This is a genomic window from Stenotrophomonas sp. 22DLJC03 (assembly GCF_056861405.1).
In genome coordinates this window covers 323,498-347,207 of record NZ_JBSPUG010000001.1, presented here as the reverse complement: position 1 = coordinate 347,207, position 23,710 = coordinate 323,498, and the positions used below count along the sequence as shown (strand labels likewise).

Genomic DNA, 23,710 nt, shown 5'->3' with positions numbered 1-23,710 from the left:
ATCCGCTTCGGCTGGCATGGGCATTCGGGCGTCCTGCCTTCCTGCTGCATGCCGGCGTTGCGGCTGTGTGGGTTGTGTGTTGCCGGTGCTGCGTTGTGTTGCGGGTACTGCGGGTGTTGCGCCCGGGCGATGCCGGGGTTTACCGGTTCCGCGTCAGAACTCGCCGCGGAACCACGTCTTGAGTTTCTTGAACATGCTTCCCGCGCGCCCGGTCGGCAGCGACGGCCGGCGCGGGTGCTCGATCTGGCTGCCCATCAGCAGCAGGCCCACGCCGGTGGCGTGTACCGGGTTGCCGACCACTTCACCCAGGCCGGTGACGTGCTGCGGGATGCCCACGCGCACCGGCATCTGCAGCATTTCCTCGGCCAGCTCCACCACGCCCTCCATCTTCGAAGCACCACCGGTCAGCACCATGCCCGCGCGCACCAGTTCCTCGAAGCCGGAGCGGCGCAGTTCGGCCTGAACCATCTCGAAGATTTCCTCGTAGCGGCCCTGCACCGCCTGCGCCAGCGAGTGGCGCGGCATGCGACGCGGCGGACGATCGCCCACCGACGGTACCTGGATGCTCTCCTCGGCAGTCGCCAGCTGGGCCAGGGCGCAGGCGTAGCGCACCTTGATCTGCTCGGCTTCCGGGGTCGGCGTGCGCAGCATGTGCGCGATGTCGTTGGTGACGTGGTCGCCGGCGATCGGCAGCGAGGCGGTGTGGCAGATCGCACCCTGCACGAACACCGCGATGTCGGTGGTGCCGGCGCCCATGTCGACCAGCACCACGCCCAGCTCGCGCTCGTCGGCGGTCAGCACCGCCACGCTGGAGGCCAGCGAGGACAGCACCAGGTCGTCCACCTGCAGGCCGCAGCGCTGCACGCACTTGCTGATGTTGGCCGCGGCCGACTGCGCGCACACCACCAGGTGTGCATGCACTTCCAGGCGCACACCGGTCATGCCGACCGGGTTGCGGATGCCTTCCTGCGAATCGTCCAGCACGTACTCGCGCGGAATCGCGTGCAGGATCTTCTGGTCGGCCGGGATCGCCACCGCCTTGGCCGCATCGAGCACGCGATCCAGGTCGCCCCAGGTCACTTCGCCGTCGCGGATCGGCACGATGCCGGGCGAGTTCTTGCACTGCACGTGGTTGCCGGAGATCGAGGCATACACCGAGCGGATCTCGCAGCCGGCCATCAGCTCGGCTTCTTCCACCGCGCGCTGGATCGACTGCACGGTCGATTCGATGTCCACCACCACGCCGCGCTTGAGCCCACGCGATTCATGCGAGCCGATGCCGATCACTTCGATCGGATTGCCCGGCGAGTACTCGCCCACCAGCGCCACCACCTTGGAGGTGCCGATGTCCAGGCCAACGATCAGCGATTTGTCACCCTTGCGATTCATGTTCTTTCCTGCGTGCTTCTGGCCGGGGTCGCCGGCGTTTTCGCCGACGTGGCCGGGGTACCCCAGCTCAGCGTGAAACCATTGGTGTAACGGAGGTCGGCGCGCTCGATCGGCGCGTCCTGACGGTTGAGCTGCGGCAGCACCTTGACGAAGCGCTGCATGCGCGAGCGCGCGTCATCGCGGCCGACCACCACTTCGGTGCCATTGCTGAGCACCAGCGACCAGCTGCCGCGCGCATCCATCGTCACCCGGCGCACGTCCACGCCGGCCGGTGCGAACAATGCACGCGAGTCGCTGTACAGCTTCATCACTTCTTCGGTCTGGCTGTCCGGGCCGTCCAGTTCGGGCAGCGCCAGGTCGGCCAGCTTCTTCGGCGTCGGGAACAGCTTGCCCTGCTCGGAAACCAGGCGGTCGTTGCCCCAGCGCGCGAACGGCTTGTGCTCGACCAGGGTCACTTCCAGCACGTCCGGCCACTGCTTGCGCACCCGCGCGCTCTCCACCCACGGCAGCTTTTCCAGCGCGTCCTGCGCGTCCTGCAGCTTGACTGCGAAGAAACCGGAGCGCGCATACGGCATCAGCACCTGCTGCAACTGCTCGGCCGGCACCCGCTTGAACTCACCGTGCACGCGCAGCTTCGCCAGCGGCCAGCGCTCGGCGCCGACCCAGCCATTGACCACGGCCACCACCGGCAGTGCAACCACCGACAGGGCCAACAGCCAGACGAAGATGCGCAGCAGCGCGTTCATGCGTGCGATGCCTCCAGAGTCTGTTCCAGCACGCGCCACACCAGTTCCTCGAAACCGATGCCGGCCTGGCGTGCGGCCTTGGGCACCAGCGAATGGCTGGTCATGCCCGGCGCGGTGTTCACTTCCAGCAGGAAGAAGCGGCCGCTGTCGCGGTCGCGCATCACGTCCACGCGGCCCCAGCCACGGCAGCCGGCAGCACGGAATGCAGCCAGCGCAATGCGGCGGATTTCATCTTCGGCATCACCGTCCAGGCCCGGGCACAGGTACTGGGTGTCTTCGGCGATGTACTTGGCGTTGTAGTCGTACCACTGGCCCTTGGGCACGATGCGGATCGACGGCAGCGCGACATCGCCGAGGATGGCCACGGTCAGTTCGTCGCCCACCACCATCTGTTCCATCAGCAGCTGGCCGTCGTAGCGCGCGGCCAGGGCCACCGCTTCGTCCAGGCCGGCGTCATCGGTGACCCGGCTGATGCCCACGCTGGAGCCTTCGTTGGCCGGCTTGACCACCACCGGCAGGCCCAGTTCGGCGGCCAGTGCATGCACCGTGGTCGCGTCGACCTTCCGGTACTGCGGGGTCGGCAGGCCCAGCGACAGCCACACCTGCTTGGTGCGGATCTTGTCCATGCTCAGCGCCGAGCCCAGCACGTTCGAGCCGGTATACGGCACGCCGAAGGCGTCCATCAGGCCCTGCACGATGCCGTCCTCACCGCCACCGTTGTGGCCGTGCAGGATGTTGAACACGCGATCGATGCCACCGGCGGCGAGCGCCTTGGCCAGCGCCGGAATGCCATCCACCGCGAACGCATCGACGCCACGCGACTGCAGGGCTTCAAGCACGTTGCGGCCGGAGTCCAGCGACACCTCGCGTTCGCTGGAGCTGCCGCCGAGCAGCACGGCGACGCGGCCGAACACGGCCGGGTCGGTCACTCGCAGCGGCGGGAAGGTCAGCGCGCTCACGCCTCGCCCTCCCCCTTGAAGCCTTCCACCGCGATGTGGGTGGCCACGGCACCGATGTCGCCGGCGCCCATCATCAGCAGCAGATCACCGTCCTGCAGCACATCGGGCAGCACGCTGGCCAGCTCGACGGCCTTGCCCACCACCACCGGCTCGCTGCGGCCACGCGCACGGATGGCGCGGGCCAGCGCATGCGAATCGGCACCGGCAATGGGTTCCTCGCCGGCCGGGTAGACCTCGCTCAGCACCAGTGCATCGACGCTGGACAGCACCGCGGCGAACTTGTCGAACTGGTCGCGGGTACGGCTGTAGCGGTGCGGCTGGAAGGCCACCACCAGGCGCTTGTCAGCCCAGCCACCACGGGCGGCGGCGAACACCGCCTCCAGCTCGCTCGGGTGATGACCGTAGTCGTCGATGATGCGGACCTTGGCGCCGCTGGCGGTGGTCACTTCGCCCAGATCGTTGAAGCGACGGCCAACACCGGCGAAACCTTCCAGCGCACGCGCGATCGCGTCCGGCGCAACGCCCAGCTGCCAGCCCACCGCAGCGGCGGCCAGCGCGTTGAGTACGTTGTGCTTGCCGGGCAGCGCCAGCACCACTTCCTGGCTGGTGCCCTGCGGCAGGCGCAGGGTGAAGCGCATGCGCGAGCCTTCCTGCACCACGTTCTCGGCACGTACGTCGGCCTGCGGGCTCATGCCGTAGCTCATCACGTGGCGCGGGGTCTTGGCGGCCAGCGCAGCCACTTCGGGATCATCGATGCACAGCACCGCCAGGCCGTAGAACGGCAGGCGCTGCAGGAACTCGGCGAACGCCGCCTGCACCCGCGCGAAGTCGTTGCCGTAGTTCTCCAGGTGGTCGGCATCAATGTTGGTGATGATCGACATCAGCGGATTCAGGCGCAGGAAGCTGCCATCGCTTTCGTCGGCCTCGGCCACCAGCCACTGTCCACCGCCCAGCTTGGCGTTGGCACCGGCAGCCAGCAGCTGGCCACCGATCACGAACGTCGGGTCCAGGCCACCTTCGCTCAGCACCGCAGCGGTGAGGCTGGTGGTGGTGGTCTTGCCGTGGGTACCGGCCACCGCGATGCCGCGGCGGAAGCGCATCAGCTCGGCCAGCATCGCCGCACGCGGCATGATCGGAATACGCTGGCTGCGCGCTTCCATCAGTTCCGGATTGTCTTCGCGGATGGCACTGGAGACCACCACGCAGTCGGTGCCCAGCACGTTGGCTGCGGAGTGGCCGCGCATGATGCGCGCACCCAGGCTGGCCAGGCGACGGGTCGCCACGTTGTCGGCGTTGTCCGAACCGGACACCTCATAGCCCAGCGTCAGCATCACTTCGGCGATACCGCTCATGCCGGTGCCGCCGATGCCGACGAAATGCACGCGCGGGAACGCGCGCACCAGGTCGTTGGTGTCGTGCAGGCGACGGATCATGCGCGGCCTCGCGCAGGGCAGGCGCGGTGGCATGCCTTCTTCATACAGCTTCCTCAAGAATGATATCGGCGATGCGCTCGGCGGCATCGACCTTTGCCAGGGCACGCGCGGCTTGCGCCATCTGCATGCGGCGGGCGGGATTTTCGGACAGATCACGCAGCAGTGCGGCAATGCCGTCAGCCAGCGTTCCGTCCTGCTTCAGCAAAACCGCCGCGCCGCGCTCGACCAGGTACTCCGCATTGCGGGTCTGGTGATCGTCGACGGCAGCGGGGAATGGCACCAGCACGCTGCCGACACCCACGGCGCACAGCTCGGCCAGCGTCGAAGCGCCCGCGCGGCACACCACCAGGTCGGCCCAGGCAAAGGCCTCGGCCATGTCGGCAATGAACGGGGTGATGTCAGCCTGCACGCCGGCCTTGGCATACGCCTCGACCGCTTCGGCATGCATCTTCTCGCCACTCTGGTGGCGCACCTGCAGCGGCACCCCGGCGCCCAGCGCGGCGATCGCCTGCGGCACGCCGTTGTTGAGTGCCCGCGCGCCCTGGCTGCCACCGACCACCAGCACGCGCAGCGGGCCATGACGGTCGGCGAAGCGCTGTTCCGGCGGTGCGATGGCGGCGATTTCGGCACGCACCGGGTTGCCGACGAACTCCTCGCGCTTGGCGAAGGTGCCCGGGAAACCGGTCAGCAGGCGGCGCGCATAACGCGACAGGATGCGGTTGGTCAGGCCCGGCGCACGGTTCTGCTCATGCACGATCAACGGCAGCCCATGCAGGCGCGTGGCCATGCCGCCCGGCCCGGAGGCAAAGCCACCGAAGGCGACCACCGCGCGAGGCTGGCGCTTGCGGATGATCATGCCGGCGGCGCGCAGCGCGCGCATCAACCGCCACGGTGCACCAAGCAGGGCCAGTTTGCCCTTGCCGCGCAGGCCGGTGATGGCCAGGGTGTCGATCGGAATGTCGTGCTGCGGCACCAGACGGGTTTCCATCGCACCATCGGCGCCCATCCAGGTGACGGGCACGCCACGCTCGCGCAGCACGCGGGCCACGGCAAGGCCGGGGAAGATGTGACCGCCGGTGCCACCGGCCAGGATCATCACCGGCCGTGCAGTGTTGGTGGCTGCGCTCATGACAGCCTCCCGAAGGTCGGTTCGATGCGCGACTGCAGGCGGCTGGTGCCACGTGCGGCGGCCGGCCCGGCAGCGGCGGCCACCGGTTCGGCGCTCATCGGCACGCTGGCCGCAGCCGGTGCGGCCGGCGCGTCCACGGGTGCATCGGCCACGGCCTCGTCGCCACCGCCGATACGCACGGCCTGGCGACGCTCGGCACGCTTGAGTTCATAGGACACGCGCAGCAGCAGGCCCATCGCCACGCAGGTCATCAGCACCGATGAACCACCGGAGGAGATCAGCGGCAGGGTCAGGCCCTTGGTCGGCAGGATGCCCAGGTTCACGCCGATCGAGACGAAGGTCTGCATGCTGATCCACAGGCCGATGCCGAAGGCGATGTAGCCGGAGAAGTGGCGCTTCATTTCCACGCAGCGCATGCCCAGCCAGAAGGTGCGGCCGACCAGCAGCGCGTACAGCGCCACGATCACGCAGGTGCCGAGGAAGCCGAACTCCTCAGCGGTGACCGAGAAGATGAAGTCGGTATGTGCTTCCGGCAGGTAGTACAGCTTCTGCACCGAGTTGCCCAGGCCAACGCCGGTCCACTCGCCGCGGCCCACCGCCATCAGCGCGTTGGACAGCTGGTAGCCGTCGCCCTGCTGGTCGGCCCACGGGTCCAGGAAGGAGGTGATGCGGCGCATGCGGTAAGGCTCGATGATCGCCAGCGCGCTCATGCCGACCAGGCCGATGATCACCGGCATCGACATGCGCGGCATGTTCACCCCGCCCAGCACCAGCATGCCGGCGGTGATCGCCAGCAGCAGGGTGGACGAACCGAAGTCCGGCTGCAGCAGCAGCAACAGCACCAGCGCACCGGCCACGCCCAGCGGCTTGAGCATCGCCGGCCAGGTCGCGTTGACCTCGTCGCGGAAGCGCACCAGGTAGCTGGACAGCCAGACGATGTAGAGCACCTTCACCGCTTCCACCGTCTGGAACTTGGAGATGCCCAGGTTGATCCAGCGGCGCGCACCGTTGACGGTGCTGCCCAGGCCCGGCGCGAACACCGCCAGCAGCAGCACGAAGCAGCCCAGCAGCAGCATCTGGTTGTACTGCTCGATGGACTTCAGCTCGGTGCGGGCGGCAACGACCGCCAGCACGATGCCCACCGCCAGGAAGATCAGGTGGCGGTTGAGGTAGTAGAACGGGCTGCTCATCAAAGCGATCGAGCTGGACGCCACCATCACCACGCCGATGCCCGTGAGCGCGATGATCGCGCCCAGCAGCCACTTGTCGTAGCTGCCTTCGATGGCTTCAAGGCGTGTTGCCTGGCGGGACAGGTCGTTCATCTCAGCGCACCTTCAACGTGGCCAGGCCAATCAGCACGAGCACGACGGAGATGATCCAGAAGCGCACGATCACGCGCGGCTCGGGCCAGCCCTTCAGTTCGAAGTGGTGATGGATCGGCGCCATGCGGAACACGCGCTTGCCGGTCAGCTTGAACGAGGCGACCTGGATCATCACCGACAGCGTTTCGATGACGAACACGCCGCCCATGATCACCAGCACCAGCTCCTGGCGGGTGATCACCGCGATCGTGCCCAGCACGGCGCCCAGCGCCAGCGCGCCGATGTCGCCCATGAAGACCATGGCCGGGTAGGTGTTGAACCAGAGGAAGCCCAGGCCTGCGCCGGCGATGGCCGCACAGATGATGACCAGCTCGCCGGCGCCCGGGATCTGCGGGATCTGCAGGTAGTTGGCGAACACCACGTTGCCCGAGGCATAGGCGAACACGCCCAGCGCGCAGGCCACCAGCACCGTCGGCATGATCGCCAGGCCGTCCAGGCCGTCGGTCAGGTTCACCGCATTGGAGAAGCCGACGATCCAGAAGTAGGCGATGGTCACGAAGCCGATGCCGGCCAGCGGCAGCGCCACCGACTTGAACATCGGGATGTAGAAGGTCAGTGCGGCCGGCACATCGGCCGTATAGAACAGGAACAGGCCCGCAGCCAGGCCGAAGATCGACTGCAGCAGGTACTTCCAGCGCGACTTCAGGCCGTTCGGATCGCGGCGGACGATCTTGATCCAGTCGTCGTACCAGCCGATGGCGCCGAAGCAGAGCATGACCGCCAACACCAGCCACACGTAACGGTTGCGCAGGTCGGCCCACATCAGCACCGACAGGGTGATGGTGAGCAGGATCAGCGAGCCTCCCATGGTCGGCGTACCGGCCTTGGAGAAATGGGTCTGCGGACCGTCCTTGCGGATCGGCTGGCCGCCCTTGAACTGGGCAAGCTTGCGGATCATCGCCGGGCCGAGCCACAGCGACAGGAACAGGGCCGTCAACGCGGCAAGGATGGCGCGGAACGTCTGGTAGTTGAACAGCCCGAACAGGCTCTCCAACTGCTGCAACCATCGAGCCAGTTCATACAACATGCGGGGATTCCTCTCCTTGCGCCAGCAGCGCTTTGACAATCGTGTCCATGGCGCTGCCACGGGAACCCTTGACCAGGCAGCGCACGCCAGCGTGCAGCTCGTCCTTCAGCGCCTGCGAAAGCGCGTCATGGGTGGCGAAATGACGGCCGCCTTCGCCGAAGGCGGTGGCGGCGGCGGCGCTGAGCGGACCCAGCGCATACAGGCGCTTCAGGCCAGCCGCGCGGGCGCGCAGGCCGGCCTGCGCATGCAGCGCTTCGGCATCCGGGCCCAGCTCGCGCATGTCGCCAAGCACCAGCCAGCCTTCTTCCGGAGCAGCAGCCAGGGCATCGATGGCCGCAGCCAGCGAACCCGGGTTGGCGTTGTAGCTGTCGTCCACCAGCACCGCACCGTTGCGCAGCTGATGGGCAATCTGGCGGCCCGGCACCGGCTGCGCATCGGCCAGGCCAGCTGCAACCAGCGCAAGCTCGATACCGGCGGCCAGTGCCAGGCTGGCCGCGGCCAGCGCGTTGCTGACGTTGTGGCGGCCCGGCAGACCCAGCACCACGCGGGCTTCGCCCATCGGCGACACCAGGGTGAACTGGCTGCCCTGCGCACCGGCGCGGATATCACGCGCAGTGACATCGGCGGTATGTTCCAGCCCATAGCGCAGCACACTGCAGCGCGCCGGGGTACCGACGAAGTGCTGTTCGAACCAGCGACCGTAGGCATCGTCGACGTTGATCACGGCCACGCCGTCAGCCGGCAGCGCGGCGTAGATCGCGCCCTTGGTGACGGCGACGCCGAGCAGGCTGCCCATCCGCTCCAGGTGCGCCGGGGCGATGTTGTTGACCAGCGCATAGCGCGGACGGGCGATGTCGGTCAGGTAGGCGATGTCACCCGGCTTGCCGGCACCCATCTCGTAGACCGCGTAGTCAGCATCTTCCGGTGCATCAATCACTGCCAGCGGCAGGCCGATTTCGTTGTTGCGGTTGCCCGGATTGGCGTAGACCACCTTGTGCGCGTGGCGGGCCACCTGCTGCAGGATTGCCAGCAGCAGGCTCTTCACGCTGGTCTTGCCGTTGCTGCCGGTGATCGCGAACACCTCGGTATCACGGTCACGCTGCATGCCGGTGGCGATCTTCGCCAGCGCCAGCTCGCTGTCGGCCACCAGCACCTGCGGCAGTTCGATCGGCAGCAGGCGCTCGACCAGCAGCGCGCTGGCACCGCGTGCCAGTGCGTCGGCGGCGAAGTCATGGCCGTCGAAACGCTCGCCACGCAGCGCCACGTACAGGCTGCCCGGGCCGAGGCTGCGGGTGTCGTTGCTGATCGCGTCGATGGCCACGTCGTCGCCGTGGATCTCGCCGCCGGCCCAGTGTGCGATCAGCGAAAGCAGGGTGCGCTTCATGCGATGCCCTCCCCGGCCTGCGATCTCAGCACGCCGACCTTGGCGGCCAACGCAGCGGCAGCCACTTCGGTGTCATCGAAGTCATGGCGCACGCCATTCACTTCCTGGTACGGCTCGTGGCCCTTGCCGGCGATCAGGATGATGTCGCCTGCATTGGCGCGCTTCACCGCCAGGCCGATCGCGCGCGCGCGGCTGCGCTGCACGGTCACGGCGGAGGCATCGGTGAAGCCGGCCAGGATGTCGGCCACGATCACGTCGCCATCTTCGCCACGCGGGTTGTCGTCGGTGACGATGACCTGGTTGGCCAAGCGCTCGGCAATCGCGGCCATCTGCGGACGCTTGCCGGTATCGCGCTCGCCACCGCAGCCGAACACGCAGAACAGCGTGCCCTGCAGGTGGCCGTGCAGGCTGTCCAGCGCCTGTTCCAGTGCATCCGGGGTGTGCGCGTAATCCACAACCACGGTCGGCAGGCCCTCTTCGCCACCGAGACGGTTCATGCGGCCGCGGATCGGCTGCAGCGCCGACAGCACCTCGGCAATGCGCGCAAGCGGCTGGCCCTGCGCATGCAGGGTGCCGGCCACGGCCAGCAGGTTGTCCACGTTGAAGCGGCCCAGCAGCGGCGACTGCACCGCCGCGCGCTGGCCGTCGATGACCAGTTCGAAGGCGATGCCACGGCCGTCCAGCTGCAGCGCTTCGGCGCGCACGCTGGCGTCGGTGGCACCGCGCGAGCTCAGGCCGATCGGCTGCACGCCCGCCGGCAGGCCGGCGAACAGCTGGCGACCGAACGCATCGTCCAGGTTGATCACCGCGGCCTTCAGGCCCGGACGATGGAACAGGCGCGCCTTGGCCGCACCGTAGCTGGCCATGTCGCCGTGGTAGTCCAGGTGATCGCGGGTGAGGTTGGTGAACACCGCCACGTCGTAGTGCACCGCATCCACGCGGCCCTGGTCCAGCGCGTGCGAGCTGACTTCCATCGCCACCGCGCGCGCGCCGGCGTCGCGCAGCTGCGCCAGCAGCGCATGCATCTGCAGCACCAGCGGCGTGGTGAAACCGGTCGGTTCAACCGCACCATAAAGTCCGGCGCCCAACGTGCCGATACTGCCACTGGGCGTTCCGAGCAGGTGCCAGGCCTGAGCCAGCAGCTGCACGGTGGAGGTCTTGCCGTTGGTGCCGGTCACGCCCACCATCGCCATCGCCCGCGACGGTGCGCCATGGAACTGGTCGGCCATCGCGCCCATGCGCGCGCGCAGGCCAGGCACCGCGATCGCATCGGCCGGTGCGGGCAGCTCGGCAGGTGCCGGCGGCTCGAACAGGATGGCGCCGGCGCCGGCCGCACGGGCCTGCTCGACAAACCCCAGGCCATGCGCGCCGAAACCGGCGATGGCGACGAAGGCATTGCCGGGCCGCACGGCGCGGCTGTCCAGCACCAGGCCGGTCAGAACGGGGTCGTGCCCTGCAAGAGCAACGTCCGGAAGCAACTGCGAAAGCAACATCGAAGGACTCATTGCGTGCCTCCCGTAGCGGGCGGCGTCTGGGCATGCGCGCTGGGCAGCGCAGCATCGAATTCAGCGGCGGCATCGACCGGCAACGCGGCCTCGGCCGGTGGCGCCGGCAGGATCGAGGCCGAATGGCCGACCTTGCCGGACTGCTGTGCGGCCAGCCACGACTGCAGGTCGTCCAGCGGCACGTCCATCAGGCGCAGGGTGCCTTCCATCACGTTGTGGTAGACCGGCGCCGATACCAGGCCACCGTAGAACTTGCCGGCCTGCGGGTCGTTGATGACGATGACGGTGGCAAAACGCGGATTGGTGGCCGGCACCACGCCGGCGAACAGCGCGTTGTAGTGGCCGCGCTCGTAACCGCCGGGGCCGGCCTTGCGCGCGGTACCGGTCTTGCCGGCCACGCGGTAGCCCAGCACCGCCGCCTGCTTGGCGCCGCCCTGGGTGACCACGGTTTCCATCATCGCCACCACCTGCTTGGCGACGTTCTCGTCGATGATCTGCTGGCCTTCGTTGCGCTGGCCCTTGACGAAGGTCGGCGCGATCAACTTGCCGCCGTTGGCCAGCGCAGAGTAGGCAGTGGCGATCTGCAGCGGCGTCACGTTCAGGCCATAGCCGTAGGACATGGTGGTTTTGGTGGTGCCCGACCAGCGCGCCGGGCGCAGCACCACGCCGCCGGACTCACCCGGGAAGCCGCTGTGCGGCACCGAGCCGTAGCCGAAACGGCGCACGCCGTCGTAGAACACCTGGTCCGGCATCTTCGCCGCCACCTTGGCCGCGCCCACGTTCGAACTGCGGGTGATCACGCCGGTCACGTTCAGCACGCCGTTGTTGCGCGGCACGTCGCGGATGGTGAAGCGACCCAGAGTCATGTAGCCCGGGTTGGTGTCGATGATGGTGTCCTTGGTCACCGCGCCGGACTGCAGCGCGGTGGCGATGGTCAGCGGCTTCATCGTCGAACCCGGCTCGACCAGGTCGGTCACCGCGCGGTTGCGGCGGGTATCCGGGGCCGCGCCGCCCACCGAATTCGGGTTGTAGGTCGGCAGGTTGACCATCGCCAGGATCTCGCCGGTGGTCACGTCCATGATCACCATAGAACCGCCGGCCGCCTTGTTGGCCACCAGTGCGTTGCGCAGTTCCTTGAACGCCAGGTACTGGATGCGGCGGTCGATGCTGAGGGTCAGGTCCTTGCCCGGTTCGGCGGCGCGCAGCAGATCGCTTTCGACGGTCTCGCCCTTGCGGTTGCGGATCACCCGCTTGGCGCCGGCCTTTCCACGCAGCCATTCGTCGAACGCAAGTTCCAGGCCTTCCTGGCCGCGGTCGTCGATGTTGGTGAAGCCCAGCACGTGTGCCATCGCCTCACCCTGCGGGTAGAAGCGACGGAACTCGCGCTGCGCGGCCACGCCCGGAATCTTCAGCGCGACCACCTTCTCTGCCTCGTCCGGATTGATCCGGCGACGCAGGTACATGAATTCCTTGTCCGACTTCTGAGACAGGCGACTGCTCAGCTCATCCACCGACATGCCGACTGCCTGCGCCAGCTCGGGAATGCGCTCGGGCGAACGCAGCAGGTCCTGCGGATTGACCCAGATCGAGGCGACCGGGGTCGACACCGCCAACGGCTCGCCGTTGCGGTCGGTGATCATGCCGCGCGAGGTCTTGATCGGCAGCTCGCGCAGGTAGCGGGCCTCGCCCTGGCGCTGGTAGAAATCGCTGTTGATGATCTGCACGTAGGCCGCACGGCCCACCAGCGACACCGAGCACAGGCCAAGCGCCAGGGCAACCCAGCGCAGGCGCTGGCGCAGGTTGAAGGCGTTGCGCGGGCGGTTGCGACCGGTCTTGCTCATGGGCGCACCACCACGATGTCGGCGGCCTCTGGGAACTTCATGCCGAGCTTCTCGCGGGCGATGCGATCGACACGGTTGGCTTCGGCCAGCGTTGCCTGCTCCAGCTGCAGGCGGCCGAATTCCAGATTGATGTCATCGCGCTTGCGCTCGGCGCGCGACAGCTCGATGAACGTCTGCCGGTGACGGTGACGCACGAACACGACGCCGATCGCCGAGGCCACGGTCGAGGCCAACAGGATGATCAGCAGCAGCCGGCTCATGCATCGGCCTCCCGCTTCTGGGCCACGCGCAGCACGGCGCTGCGGGCACGCGGGTTGGCCGCCAGTTCTTCGTCGGTGGCCTTGATGGCACCGCCGATCAGATCCAGGGTCGGTACGAACACCTCCGCCTCGGGCAAGCGGCGGTTGGCCGGCGGTGCCTTGGCCAGGCGGTTCATGTACTGCTTGACGATGCGGTCTTCCAGCGAGTGGAAGCTGATCACCGCCAGGCGACCACCGGGCTTGAGCCGCTCCACCGCCGCATCGAGGCCGGCTTCCAGATCGGCCAGCTCGCGGTTGATGTGGATGCGGATGGCCTGGAAGCTGCGCGTGGCCGGATGGATCTTGTCCTTGCCACGCGGCATCACCGAGGCGATCAGCTCTGCCAGTTCTGCGGTACGGGTGAACGGCTGCTTCTCGCGGCGCGCCACGATGGCACGGGCGATACGGCGGCTCTGGCGCTCTTCGCCGTAGGTCCACAGCACGTCGGCAATCTCACGGTCTTCGACGCGGTTGATCCACTGCGCGGCGCTTTCACCGCTGTCCGGGTCCATGCGCATGTCCAGCGGGCCGTCCTTGCCGAAGCTGAAACCACGTTCGGCCACGTCCAGCTGCGGCGACGACACGCCAAGGTCGAACAGCACGCCGTCCAGGCCTTCGGCCGTCGCATCCCACTGTAGCAGCTGGGCGAAGCTGCCACGGAAGATGGACACGCGCGGGTCCGGCGCGAAATCACGCTCGGCAACGGCGATGGCTTCCGGATCCTTGTCCATGACCAGCAGGCGCCCCTCGGGACCGAGCTGGGTGAGCACGCCACGTGCATGACCGCCACGACCGAACGTGCCATCCAGATAACGTCCGTTTTCGATCACCCTCAGGCCTTCAAGGACCTGGGTGTACAGGACCGGCAGATGCACCGCCGGCGACTGCGACACCGGAAGGTGACCGGCCTGCGCTTCTGGGCGCATCCGGGCACCCCGGCTCACAACTTCAGGTCGAGCAACCCATCACCCAGATCCTCGTCAGACAACGTCTGCTGGATCAGGGCCCGATGCGCCTGCTCGCTCCACAATTCGAACTTGTCGCCCATACCGAGCAATACCGCCTTCTTCTCAATGCCCACCGCACCGCGGTGGCTGGCGGGGATGCTGATGCGACCGTTGCCGTCCAGCTCCAGATGGGCGGCCGAGCCGACCAGCTTCTGCTGCAACAGGCGCACGACGCGCTGGGTGTTGGGCTTGGACATGACGTCGTCGCGGACCCGCTCCCATTCCGACTCTGCATACAGCCACAGGCAGCCGGCTTCGAACGGGTTGTAGGTCAGCACGAGACGGTTGTTGCTGGCGCGCGCGACGAGGTCGCGGTAAGCGGTGGGAACCGCCATGCGCCCTTTATCGTCAACTGTGATGGCCGTCTCGCCCTGGAACACGACGCGTGCACCTATCCTTCGCCCGGTGAAACATTGAACCACGAAAACCCACAAAACACCCGGATTTCCCTCTGATGCCCACCTTAGCAGCGGCCGAAGGGTTGTCAACAACTTTTCAGCGGGGAAATCGCCAGCCACATCAATGGCTTGCAACAACCTTTAGAGAATTGTTCAAGGCTTATCCACAAGTTGCTGATCCGTCTCAATTTTTGAGATTGAACGGAAGTTCAGGGCTGTGGACAGCGCGTGAAACATCGGCCGCGCATTCATCCAACACGGGCCGGAAGCGGCGCCAGACTGCGCAAACCGTGCACAATGAGGCCATGTGCCTGCTCGCTCTTGGCTGGATGCACCACCCGCGCTGGCGGCTGGTGATGACCGGCAACCGTGATGAGTTCCACGCCCGCCCGACGGCGGCGCTGGCCCCCTGGCAAGATGAGACCTCCGTCATCGGGGGCCGCGACCTGCGCTCCGGCGGCGGCTGGGCCGGCGTGGGCGCCTCGGGCCGGATGGCGGTGGTCACCAATGTCCGCGATCCGCTGGCCGCACAGACCGGCCCCTCGCGTGGCGCACTGGTGGCCGACTTCCTGCGTGGCCGTGATGCCGCCGCCGTGCATATCGACCGGCTGGCGACCGTGGCCGGCGCCTACGCCCCGTTCAACCTCCTGCTGGCCGATGGCGACAGCCTGGAGTACCTGGGCAACCACCCCGCCGAACGGCAGCGCCTGGGCCCAGGCGTGCATGGCATGTCCAATGGCGCGCTGGACGCGCCGTGGCCGAAGACCCGACGGCTGATGGACGCCCTTGAAGCATGGCTGCAGGAAGACGGGGTCAGACCCCTTTCCCAGGGAGAAAGGGATCTGACCCGGCTCTGGGATGCACTGGCTGACGAGCACCGCCCCGCCGACAGCGACCTTCCCGACACCGGCATCGGCCTGGAGCGCGAGCGCTGGCTGAGCCCGGCCTTCATCCGCGGCGACGACTACGGCACCCGCGCCAGCACCGTGCTGCTGATCGACGCCAACGGGCATGGGCAGATCCACGAACGTCGCTTTGGCCCGCAGGGCGTCGCCCTGGGCCAGAGCCAGGTCGATTTCTGACCCTGTACCTGTTTTCTGTGTCTATAAATGTCTGCACGCACGCCACACGATGATCTGGCGCGGTCCTGCCGCGCGCCTCACCGATCCACAGGGAGTCATTGATGCGCCGTGTTCTCGTACTTGTCGTCACCCACCTGCTCACCCTCGGCCTGGGCTTTGGCCTGGGCATCTACCTCCTGCCGATCCTGATCGCCCCTGACGACCCGCCGGCGGCGCAGGTGCAGGCGGTCATGGGTGACGCCACCTACCACACCACCTTCCGTCGCGACCTCAAGGGCAGCGATGCAGTGCATTGGGCCGAAGGCAAGGTCAGCGTCAGCCCGCGCCAGGTCGCCTTCGACGGCAAGATGGGACCGGGCCCGGATTACAAGGTCTACCTGGTTCGCGACTTCGTCGACAACAAGGCCGACTTCCTGAAGATCAAAGCACAGGCCCAGCGCATCGGCGAGGTGAAAACCTTCAGCCGTTTCCTGGTGGACGTGCCCGACAACGTGGACGTGGACGACTACACCACGGTGGTGGTGTGGTGCGAGCGCTTCTCGCAGTTCATTTCCGCCGGGCAGTACCGTACGCCGGGCTGAGCACCGTGGGGTCAGAGCCCTTTCCTCCGGAAAGGGGTCCGACCCCGCAATCACGGTAGATCCACGCCATGCGTGGATGAAGAAGGAGGCGGAGCCGGCCGATAAGCCGGGTTCTGTCGTGGACAGTCATTCCTCTAGGCGTTACGTCACCGCAACGCTCAAGCAACCTACCCGGATCCAACGCGGGCCGCGCCAAAGGATCCCTATTTGGTCTTGCTCCAGGTGGGGTTTGCCGTGCCGGTCTGTTGCCAGACTCGCGGTGCGCTCTTACCGCACCATTTCACCCTTACCGGCCTTCCGAAGAAGACGTAGGCGGTATCTTTCTGTTGCACTTTCCGTCGGCTTGCGCCGCCCAGGCGTTACCTGGCACCTTGCCCTATGGAGCCCGGACTTTCCTCGGCACCCCCGAAGGGATGACGCGACTGTCTGGCCGGCTCCGCCAGCGCACATTCTAGCCTACGCACGCCCTTCCTGCCGTGCTGATCGCGGCGTGCGGTTCATCCATCCACGCGGGGCGTAGATCTACCGGTTCCGCTGCTCTGGTGGGTGCGGACCTTGGTCCGCACGATCCATCAGCTGCCGTACAACGCCTTGCGCGGTGCGCCGGTCAATTCGGCCGCCAGCTTGGCCGCGGTCGACGGCGGCAGGTGCTCGCTCAGCTTGGCGTACACGCGACGGCCATGCGCCAGCTGCGCTTCCTCATCGTCGCCGGCGCCCTGCACCATCACCACGAACTCGCCCTTGCGCTGGTTCTCGTCGGCTTCCACCTGCGCCAGCAGCCCCGCCAGGTTGCCATCCAGCACGGTCTCGAACAGCTTGGTCAGCTCGCGCGCGAGCACGGCCGGGCGCTCGCCGCCAAAGATCGCCGCCATGTCGGCCAGCGACTCGGTGATGCGGTGCGAGGATTCGTAGAACACCATCGTGCGCACTTCACCGGCCAGCGCCTGCAGGCGGTCGCGGCGTCCGCTGGCCTTGGCCGGCAGGAAGCCCTCGAAGCTGAAACGGTCGCTGGGCAGGCCGGCCACGCTCAGCGCGGCGATGGCGGCGCAGGCACCGGGAATCGGGCTGACCTTGATGCCTGCCGCCCGCGCGGCACGCACCAGGCGGAAACCCGGATCACTGACCAGCGGCGTACCCGCATCACTGACCAGCGCCAGCGACTCGCCGGCCTGAAGGCGCGAGACCAGGCGCTGGGCCAAGGCTTCCTCATTGTGTTCATGCAGGGCTACCAACGGCTGCTGGATGCCAAAATGGGACAGCAGCTGGCCGCTGCGGCGGGTGTCTTCGGCACAGATGGCCGCCACCGAACGCAACACCTCCTGCGCGCGCGGGCTCAGATCGGCCAGGTTGCCGATCGGGGTGGCGACGACGTACAGGGTTGGGACACTCATTTCAGCGGTACTCACGGGGCAAGGGTAGAATCGTAGCGTGTACCCGGCCAAGGCCGCTGCCCTCATCGCATGGACCCGATCATGAACAAGCCCGCCGCACGGATCTCCGCCCTGTCGTTGTCGCTGATGCTGCTGGCCGGCTGTGCCACCACCAGCCTGACCAGTGCACCCGAATCGCCGGCCCAGAGCCAGGCGCTGGCGCTGATCGAACAGGGCAAGCCGCGCGACGCCGCACTGCAGCTGGAAGCCCTGGCTGCAACCCTGCGCGGCGGTGCCCGCAGCAACGCGCTGGCCGACGCGGCCTGGGCCTGGAACCTGGCCGGCGACAGCGCCCGCGCGCGCAGCCTGCTGGGCCAGCTCACCGCCCGCCAGCTGACCGGCGCCAGCCTGCAGCGCTACCAGCTGACCGGCGCCGAGCTGGCGCTGGCCGACAAGCAACCGGCGCAGGCACTGGCACTGCTGAAGGACCATGCCGACAGCGTTGCGGTCGGCCTGCGCACGCGCTGGCTGCTGGCCCGCGCCCAGGCCCTGCAGGGCACCGGCGATGCCTTCGGTGCCGCCAACGAGCGGGCCCGCGCCCATGCCAGCCTGACCGGCAGCGCGCGCAGCGAGAACCAGGCTGCAATCTCCGGCCTGCTCGGCACCCTCGACGATGCCACCCTGCGCAGCCGTGCCGCCGCACTGCCGGCCAACGATCCGCTGTACAACTTCGCCGGCCGCGCGCTGATCGCGCGTGGCCTGCCGCTGCCGCGCCCGTTCGACCGCGATGGTGCAGCCCAGTTCGATACCAGCAAGCGCCCGCCGGCGATGAGCGACGGCTACCGTCCGCCGGCCAAACTGGCGGTGCTGCTGCCGCTCAGTGGTCGCCTGGCCACCGCCGCGCAGCCGGTACGTGATGGCCTGCTGGCCGCTTACTACGGCGAGACCCGCCGTCGCCCGGAGATCAATTTCATCGACACCGCCGGTACCGCGGCCGGTGCGCTGGCCGCGTATGACAAGGCCGTCGCCTCCGGTGTCGACTTCGTGGTCGGTCCGCTGGGCCGCGACGAGGTGGACGCCGTGTATGGCCGCCAGCAGCTGCAGGTACCGGTGCTGGCACTGAACCGTGGCAAGGATGCGCCGCCGGCCGGCAGCGCCGGTTTCTCGCTGGCACCGGAAGACGACGGCATCGTCGCCGCCGAGTACCTGCGTGGCCGCGAACGCAACCGCGCGCTGGTGATCAGCAGCAATGACGATACCGGCCGCCGTTCCGCCGCTGCCTTCGCACAGCGTTTTGCCCAGCGCGGCGGCCAGGTCGTGGCGACCTTCAACGTCAGCGATGCCGTCGGTGATGTCGGCGCGCAGGTGCGCAATGCCGGCCAGGTCGACGCCGTGTTCCTTGCCGTGCGCGCGCCGCAGGCCCGCCTGCTGGCGCCGCAGCTGGCGCTGGCCGGTGCCGGTGGCGCCACCCGCGTCGGCACCTCGCAGTTGACGGTCGGCAGCGGCAAGGTGGAAGAAGACGTGGCGCTGGACGGCATCGTCTACCCGAACGAAGCCTGGAACGTACGCAGCGTGTCCGGCCTGCCTTCGGCCAGCCAGGTGGCCAGCACCCTGCCGAGCGCGCGCGGTGCGGCTGGCCGCCTGTTCGCCTTCGGTGCCGATGCCTGGAAGATCACCGCCTACCTGGACAAGCTGTCCAACGAAGGCGGCCTGGACGGTGCCACCGGTACCCTGTTCCTGGACAGCAACGGCAACATCCTGCGCCAACCGGCGTGGTCCACCTTCAATGGCGGCCGGCCGATGCCGATCGTCGGTGGTCGCTGAGCGCAGCCAACGTGGCTCGGCGGTGGAAGCCGCCGCCGAGCAGCATCTGCAGCAGGCTGGGTTGCGGCCGCGTGCGCGCAACGTGCGTTACCGCGGCGGTGAACTGGATCTGGTGATGGATGACGCCGGCACCGTGGTCTTCGTGGAAGTGCGCTACCGCGCGCGATCGGATTTCGGTGGCGGCGCCGCTTCGGTGGATGCGCGCAAGTGCCGGCGCCTGGCGCATGCCGCGCAGCTGTACCTGCAGGACAACCCGGCGCTGGCCAATGCGCCCTGCCGTTTTGATGTGGTTGAAGCCACGGGCGAGCCGCCGCAGCTGCGGTGGCTGCGTGATGCGTTCCGGCTGGATGACTGCTGATGGGTACCGTCCGCTCTGGCAGAGGCCGACCTTGGTCGGCGCTTCTGTGCCAACCAAGGTTGGCACCTACCAGAGCGCAGCCTGGCCGGCACTACCACGGTGCGTGACTGATGCCTTCGATCATCACCCACGCAGCCGTGCCGCTGGCGCTGTGGTGCGCCGCTGATCGTGGCCGCATCCCGCCGCGACTGCTGGCGGCCGGTGTGGTCGCGGCAATGCTGCCCGATGCCGATGTACTGGCCTTTGCACTGCACATTCCCTATGCCGATGCGTTCGGCCATCGCGGTGCCAGCCATTCGTTGCTGTTTGCGCTCGTGCTGGCGGCGGTGGCCGCGGTGTTGGCGTTCTTTGGTAGCGGCCGACCGTGGTCGGCACCCCGCAGCTCCGGTAGTCGCCGACCTTGGTCGGCGGTTTCGTGCCAACCAAGGTTGGCACCTACCAAAGCGCGACCAACGGTGGCATCGACCGTACAAGCCGCGGTGTTCGTCTTCGTCTGCGCCGCCAGCCATCCGCTGCTCGACGCCATGACCTCGGGCGGCCTTGGCGTTGCCCTGGCCTGGCCGTGGAGCGAACACCGCTTCTTCGCACCGTGGCGGCCGATCCGCGTTTCACCGTTTGCCCCGCAGTTCTTCAGCGCGCGCGGCCTGGCCACCCTGCTCTCCGAACTGCGCTGGGTGTGGCTGCCGCTGGCCGGCGCCGTTGTTGCCTGGAAACTGATTCAACCCGCCCCTGCTGCCCCACGAGATCCGTCATGAGTACTGCCCTGCCCGCCGCATTGATTGTCGAACTGTCCGCCCTGCTGGGTGCCGATGGCTGGCGCATGGATGACGGCGCGCTGGAGGCGAACGCGCAGGACAACTCGTGGCGCCACCAACGTCCGATGGCTGTGGCACTGCCGGCCGACATCGAACAGGTGCAGGCGCTGGTGCGTGCCTGCCGCGCGCATGGCGTGGCCCTGGTCGCGCGCGGTGCGGGCACCGGCACCACCGGCGCCGCTGTGCCAGTGCCCGGCAGCATCGTGCTGTCGTTCACCCGCATGGACCGCATCGTCGAGATCCGCGCCGGTGACCGCTGCGCGGTGGTGCAGCCGGGTGTGCTCAACGGAACGCTGCAGCAGGCATTGGCACCGCACGGCCTGTTCTGGGCACCCGATCCTTCCAGCGCCGAGATCTGCAGCATCGGCGGCAACCTGGCGTGCAATGCCGGTGGCCCGCGCGCGGTGAAGTACGGCACCAGCCGCGACAACGTGCTGGGCCTGGTGGCGGTGACCGGTGCCGGCGACGTGATCCGTTGCGGCGGTGCCTACACCAAGGACGCCACCGGCTACGACCTGACTCACTTGCTGGTGGGCAGTGAAGGCACGCTGGCACTGATCGTGGAAGCCACGCTGAAGCTGACCCCGCTGCCGGTCAGCCAGGCCGGGCTGCGCGTGCTGTACCGCGATGCCGACGCGGCCGCCGCTGCCGTGTCGCGGCTGATGTCGCAGCCGGTCGTTCCCACGCGCTTGGAATTCATGGACGCACGCAGCCTGGAGCTGTTGCGCCTCAACGGTGCCGACGTACCCGACGCTGGCGCGATGCTGCTGGTCGAGGCCGATGGTGACCACGACACCCTGCCCTACCTGCTGCAGGCACTGGCCAACGCCGCCGAAGGCGACGGCATGATCGAACTGGATGTAGCGATGGAAGGTCGCGCGCGCGATCAGCTGTGGGCCGCGCGCAAGGCGCTGTCGCCCGCGCTGCGCAGCGTGGCGCCGGGCAAGATCAACGAAGACGTGGTGGTGCCGGTGTCGCGCATCCCGGATCTGGTCGCCGGGGTACAGGCACTGGCACGCGAGTACACGTTGACCATCGTCACCTTCGGCCATGCCGGCAACGGCAACCTGCACGTCAACATCCTGTACCACCCGGACGATGCCGACGAAAACGCACGCGCGCATGCCGCGCTGCCGAAGATCTTCGAGCTGACGCTGGCGCTGGGTGGCACGCTGTCGGGCGAACACGGCATCGGCCTGGCCAAGCGCGATTTCATGACCAAGGCGTTCAGTGCGGAAACGCTGATGACGATGCGCGCGATCAAAGCCGCGTTGGACCCGGATGGCATCCTCAACCCCGGCAAGGTGCTGCCGCCGGCGTGAGGTTCCGTGTGGAGCCAAGCGTAGGCTCGACTCCCCAGGGCAGGGTGAACTTCTTCTGTCGTGACTGCCCCGCCCAGGAACGACAGGCTGCCCGCGCGTAGACGGCCGCTGCAATAGCCGCCGCGTAGGCTCTTGAAGTCAGGCATCCTGCAACAGCACCCTGCGGTGGATGATCAGGCCGTCAACAGCCTGCCTGCTGGAGATTACGCACCATGCTGCAACTGCAAGACATCGAGCTTCACTTCAACGGCCGCGCGCTTTTCAGCGGCGTGGACCTGCGACTGCCCGCAGGCACGCGTGTCGCGCTGATCGGCAACAACGGTACCGGCAAGAGCAGCCTGCTGCGGATGCTGGCCGGACAGACAGCGCCCAGCGCAGGACAGATCCACTGGCGCGACGGGGCATCCGTTGCCTACGTGCCGCAGCACGTGCTGGACGGATCGGCGCGCAGCGGCGGCGAACAGATGCGCCATGCTCTGGCGCGTGCGCTGGATGCAGCTCCGGATGTTCTGCTGCTGGACGAACCCAGCAACCACCTGGACCGCAGCGCACGGCGCTCGTTGCTGGCCCGGCTACGCCAGTACCACGGCACCTTGGTGATTGCCTCACACGACACCGCCCTGATCGAGGCGCTGTGCGGCACGCTGTGGCATATCCACAACCAGCGTATCGAGGTCTTCCAGGGCCGCTACCACGACCACCAGCTGGAGCTGCAGCGCCGACGCGACGCGCTGGATCGTACCGTGCGCGACCTCGACCGCGCGCAGTCGCAGGCCCACGACGCTCTCATGCGCGAACAGGAACGCGCCGCCTCCTCACGCAAGCGTGGCGCGGTGAAGGTGGAGCAGCGCAAATGGGGCACGGTGCGCTCGGCCACCAAGCTGGAGCGCGGTAACACCACGGCGGGACAGAAACGCCAGCAGATCCGAGACGTGCAGGAAGACATCGCCGAGCGCCGCCGGCAGCTGCAGCGCGCCGAGGTCATCGCGCCGCGCTTCCAGCTTCCCGCGGGCTGGCGCCGGGAGGGCGTGGTGGTGCAGGTCACCGACGGCGCATGCGGTTACCACGCGCCCCTGGTCGTGCAGCAGCTGCAGGTACGCCTGGAGGTGGGCGACTGCCTGCTGGTGACCGGCGACAATGGCAGCGGCAAATCCACCTTCGCCCGCGCATTGCAGGGTGCCACCGATGTCCAGCGTGAAGGCGACTGGCTGCTGCCGGCAAAGGAGCAGGTGGCGCTGATCGACCAGCACTACGATGCACTGCCGAGCGCGCTGACGCCGGTGCAGGCGATGGCCGCATGCCAACCCCAATGGACCCCCTCCGAATGCCGCCTGCATCTGGCCGACTTCCTGTTCCGTGGTGAGGCTCCGGCGCAGACGACCATCGGCCAGCTGTCAGGGGGCGAACGCGCACGCCTGGCGATGGCCCTGATGGCGGCCCACCCGCCCACCCTGCTGATACTGGACGAACCCACCAACAACCTGGACATGAGCCTTCGTGCCCATCTGCTGCAGGTCCTGCACGCCTACCCGGGCACCCTGGTCGTCATCTCCCACGATGAGGGCTTCATCCAGTCGCTGCAGCCCACGCAGCAGTTGGATCTGCCGGCCGGCAACGGTGCCGGCGCACGCTGAATCCTCAAGCAACGCAGGAAGCCGATCGCGACACTTTGCAACAAGTTGCATGGGACTGCGACACCTGAGCCGGAACAATTTGAGTCGAAGTGGACATGCCCGGTCGTCTTTGGCATAGCATCGCCGACAGATCAAGCCACCCGGATGAGATGGGGGACGGCCGATGACGCGGCTGTCCAAACCAGACACATTCGTCCGATCAGGAGTGATCCATGCGCCGTCATT

General features: G+C 67.8%; 20 protein-coding genes, 1 other RNA gene and 1 pseudogene. 7 read left to right on the top strand and 15 right to left on the bottom strand.

Annotated elements, in window-relative coordinates; all coding sequences use genetic code 11:
- Positions 1-153: 153 nt before the first annotated feature.
- From ftsA to mraZ, 13 genes and pseudogenes are all read right to left on the bottom strand, one after another.
- Positions 154-1,389: a cell division protein FtsA gene (gene ftsA, locus AC13GA_RS01505; protein WP_005408083.1), complete on the bottom strand. Its 1,236-nt coding sequence runs from the start codon at positions 1,387-1,389 to the stop codon at positions 154-156.
- 68 nt (positions 1,390-1,457) lie between these two features.
- Positions 1,458-2,135, bottom strand: a pseudogene (locus tag AC13GA_RS01500) (cell division protein FtsQ/DivIB); the annotation flags it as partial.
- Entirely contained in the window at positions 2,132-3,094 is a 963-nt protein-coding gene (locus tag AC13GA_RS01495; RefSeq protein ID WP_253079112.1) for a D-alanine--D-alanine ligase, read from the bottom strand. The pseudogene AC13GA_RS01500 and the gene AC13GA_RS01495, both read right to left, overlap by 4 nt.
- Positions 3,091-4,527, bottom strand: a complete 1,437-nt coding sequence (murC, locus tag AC13GA_RS01490) for a UDP-N-acetylmuramate--L-alanine ligase (RefSeq protein WP_482997405.1) — start codon at positions 4,525-4,527, stop codon at positions 3,091-3,093. Before murC ends, AC13GA_RS01495 begins: the two co-directional genes overlap by 4 nt.
- A 40-nt stretch (positions 4,528-4,567) precedes the next feature.
- Positions 4,568-5,656, bottom strand: a complete 1,089-nt coding sequence (gene murG, locus AC13GA_RS01485) for an undecaprenyldiphospho-muramoylpentapeptide beta-N-acetylglucosaminyltransferase (RefSeq protein ID WP_337302531.1) — start codon at positions 5,654-5,656, stop codon at positions 4,568-4,570.
- The gene (gene ftsW / locus AC13GA_RS01480) at positions 5,653-6,978 is read right to left on the bottom strand and encodes a putative lipid II flippase FtsW (RefSeq protein ID WP_004143661.1); all 1,326 of its coding nucleotides are present in this window, start codon (positions 6,976-6,978) and stop codon (positions 5,653-5,655) included. Before ftsW ends, murG begins: the two co-directional genes overlap by 4 nt.
- Position 6,979: 1 nt before the next feature.
- Positions 6,980-8,065 (bottom strand): phospho-N-acetylmuramoyl-pentapeptide-transferase, encoded by a 1,086-nt coding sequence (gene mraY, locus AC13GA_RS01475; RefSeq protein WP_004143659.1) that lies wholly within the window; start codon positions 8,063-8,065, stop codon positions 6,980-6,982.
- Entirely contained in the window at positions 8,055-9,449 is a 1,395-nt protein-coding gene (locus AC13GA_RS01470; protein WP_046982699.1) for a UDP-N-acetylmuramoyl-tripeptide--D-alanyl-D-alanine ligase, read from the bottom strand. Before AC13GA_RS01470 ends, mraY begins: the two co-directional genes overlap by 11 nt.
- Complete coding sequence (locus AC13GA_RS01465; protein ID WP_136638861.1) at positions 9,446-10,954, bottom strand: UDP-N-acetylmuramoyl-L-alanyl-D-glutamate--2,6-diaminopimelate ligase; 1,509 nt, start codon at positions 10,952-10,954, stop codon at positions 9,446-9,448. Before AC13GA_RS01465 ends, AC13GA_RS01470 begins: the two co-directional genes overlap by 4 nt.
- Positions 10,951-12,795 (bottom strand): peptidoglycan D,D-transpeptidase FtsI family protein, encoded by a 1,845-nt coding sequence (locus tag AC13GA_RS01460; protein ID WP_046982697.1) that lies wholly within the window; start codon positions 12,793-12,795, stop codon positions 10,951-10,953. Before AC13GA_RS01460 ends, AC13GA_RS01465 begins: the two co-directional genes overlap by 4 nt.
- The gene (gene ftsL, locus AC13GA_RS01455; RefSeq protein WP_005412242.1) at positions 12,792-13,055 is read right to left on the bottom strand and encodes a cell division protein FtsL; all 264 of its coding nucleotides are present in this window, start codon (positions 13,053-13,055) and stop codon (positions 12,792-12,794) included. The genes AC13GA_RS01460 and ftsL overlap by 4 nt, the downstream gene beginning before the upstream one ends.
- Positions 13,052-14,020 carry a 16S rRNA (cytosine(1402)-N(4))-methyltransferase RsmH gene (rsmH, locus tag AC13GA_RS01450; protein ID WP_046982696.1) on the bottom strand — a complete coding sequence of 323 codons (969 nt, stop codon included), beginning with the start codon at positions 14,018-14,020 and terminating at the stop codon, positions 13,052-13,054. The genes ftsL and rsmH overlap by 4 nt, the downstream gene beginning before the upstream one ends.
- Before the next feature lie 14 nt (positions 14,021-14,034).
- Positions 14,035-14,481 (bottom strand): division/cell wall cluster transcriptional repressor MraZ, encoded by a 447-nt coding sequence (gene mraZ, locus AC13GA_RS01445; protein WP_004143635.1) that lies wholly within the window; start codon positions 14,479-14,481, stop codon positions 14,035-14,037.
- A gap of 323 nt (positions 14,482-14,804) precedes the next feature.
- Between mraZ and AC13GA_RS01440 the strand changes: the two genes are divergently transcribed.
- A complete protein-coding gene (locus AC13GA_RS01440) occupies positions 14,805-15,581 on the top strand; it encodes an NRDE family protein (protein WP_482997404.1) in 777 nt (258 codons plus the stop codon).
- 101 nt (positions 15,582-15,682) lie between these two features.
- Positions 15,683-16,162: a DM13 domain-containing protein gene (locus AC13GA_RS01435; protein ID WP_046982694.1), complete on the top strand. Its 480-nt coding sequence runs from the start codon at positions 15,683-15,685 to the stop codon at positions 16,160-16,162.
- A gap of 86 nt (positions 16,163-16,248) precedes the next feature.
- Here the strand turns inward: AC13GA_RS01435 and rnpB are convergent.
- Both rnpB and rsmI read right to left on the bottom strand, forming a co-directional pair.
- An RNA gene (rnpB, locus tag AC13GA_RS01430) (RNase P RNA component class A) lies at positions 16,249-16,600 on the bottom strand.
- 134 nt (positions 16,601-16,734) lie between these two features.
- Complete coding sequence (gene rsmI, locus AC13GA_RS01425; RefSeq protein ID WP_136638856.1) at positions 16,735-17,553, bottom strand: 16S rRNA (cytidine(1402)-2'-O)-methyltransferase; 819 nt, start codon at positions 17,551-17,553, stop codon at positions 16,735-16,737.
- Between the two features lie 81 nt (positions 17,554-17,634).
- Here rsmI and AC13GA_RS01420 point away from each other — a divergent pair, with 81 nt between their 5' ends.
- From AC13GA_RS01420 to AC13GA_RS01400, 5 genes are all read left to right on the top strand, one after another.
- Positions 17,635-19,356, top strand: coding sequence for a penicillin-binding protein activator (locus AC13GA_RS01420; RefSeq protein ID WP_046982692.1), 1,722 nt, complete (start codon positions 17,635-17,637; stop codon positions 19,354-19,356).
- Positions 19,346-19,714, top strand: coding sequence for a YraN family protein (locus AC13GA_RS01415; RefSeq protein WP_211195200.1), 369 nt, complete (start codon positions 19,346-19,348; stop codon positions 19,712-19,714). Before AC13GA_RS01420 ends, AC13GA_RS01415 begins: the two co-directional genes overlap by 11 nt.
- 110 nt (positions 19,715-19,824) lie before the next feature.
- Positions 19,825-20,469, top strand: a complete 645-nt coding sequence (locus AC13GA_RS01410; RefSeq protein WP_482997403.1) for a metal-dependent hydrolase — start codon at positions 19,825-19,827, stop codon at positions 20,467-20,469.
- Positions 20,466-21,851: an FAD-binding oxidoreductase gene (locus tag AC13GA_RS01405; protein WP_482997402.1), complete on the top strand. Its 1,386-nt coding sequence runs from the start codon at positions 20,466-20,468 to the stop codon at positions 21,849-21,851. Before AC13GA_RS01410 ends, AC13GA_RS01405 begins: the two co-directional genes overlap by 4 nt.
- Before the next feature lie 212 nt (positions 21,852-22,063).
- The gene (locus AC13GA_RS01400; protein WP_426354361.1) at positions 22,064-23,485 is read left to right on the top strand and encodes an ATP-binding cassette domain-containing protein; all 1,422 of its coding nucleotides are present in this window, start codon (positions 22,064-22,066) and stop codon (positions 23,483-23,485) included.
- The last annotated feature ends 225 nt before the right edge of the window (positions 23,486-23,710 follow it).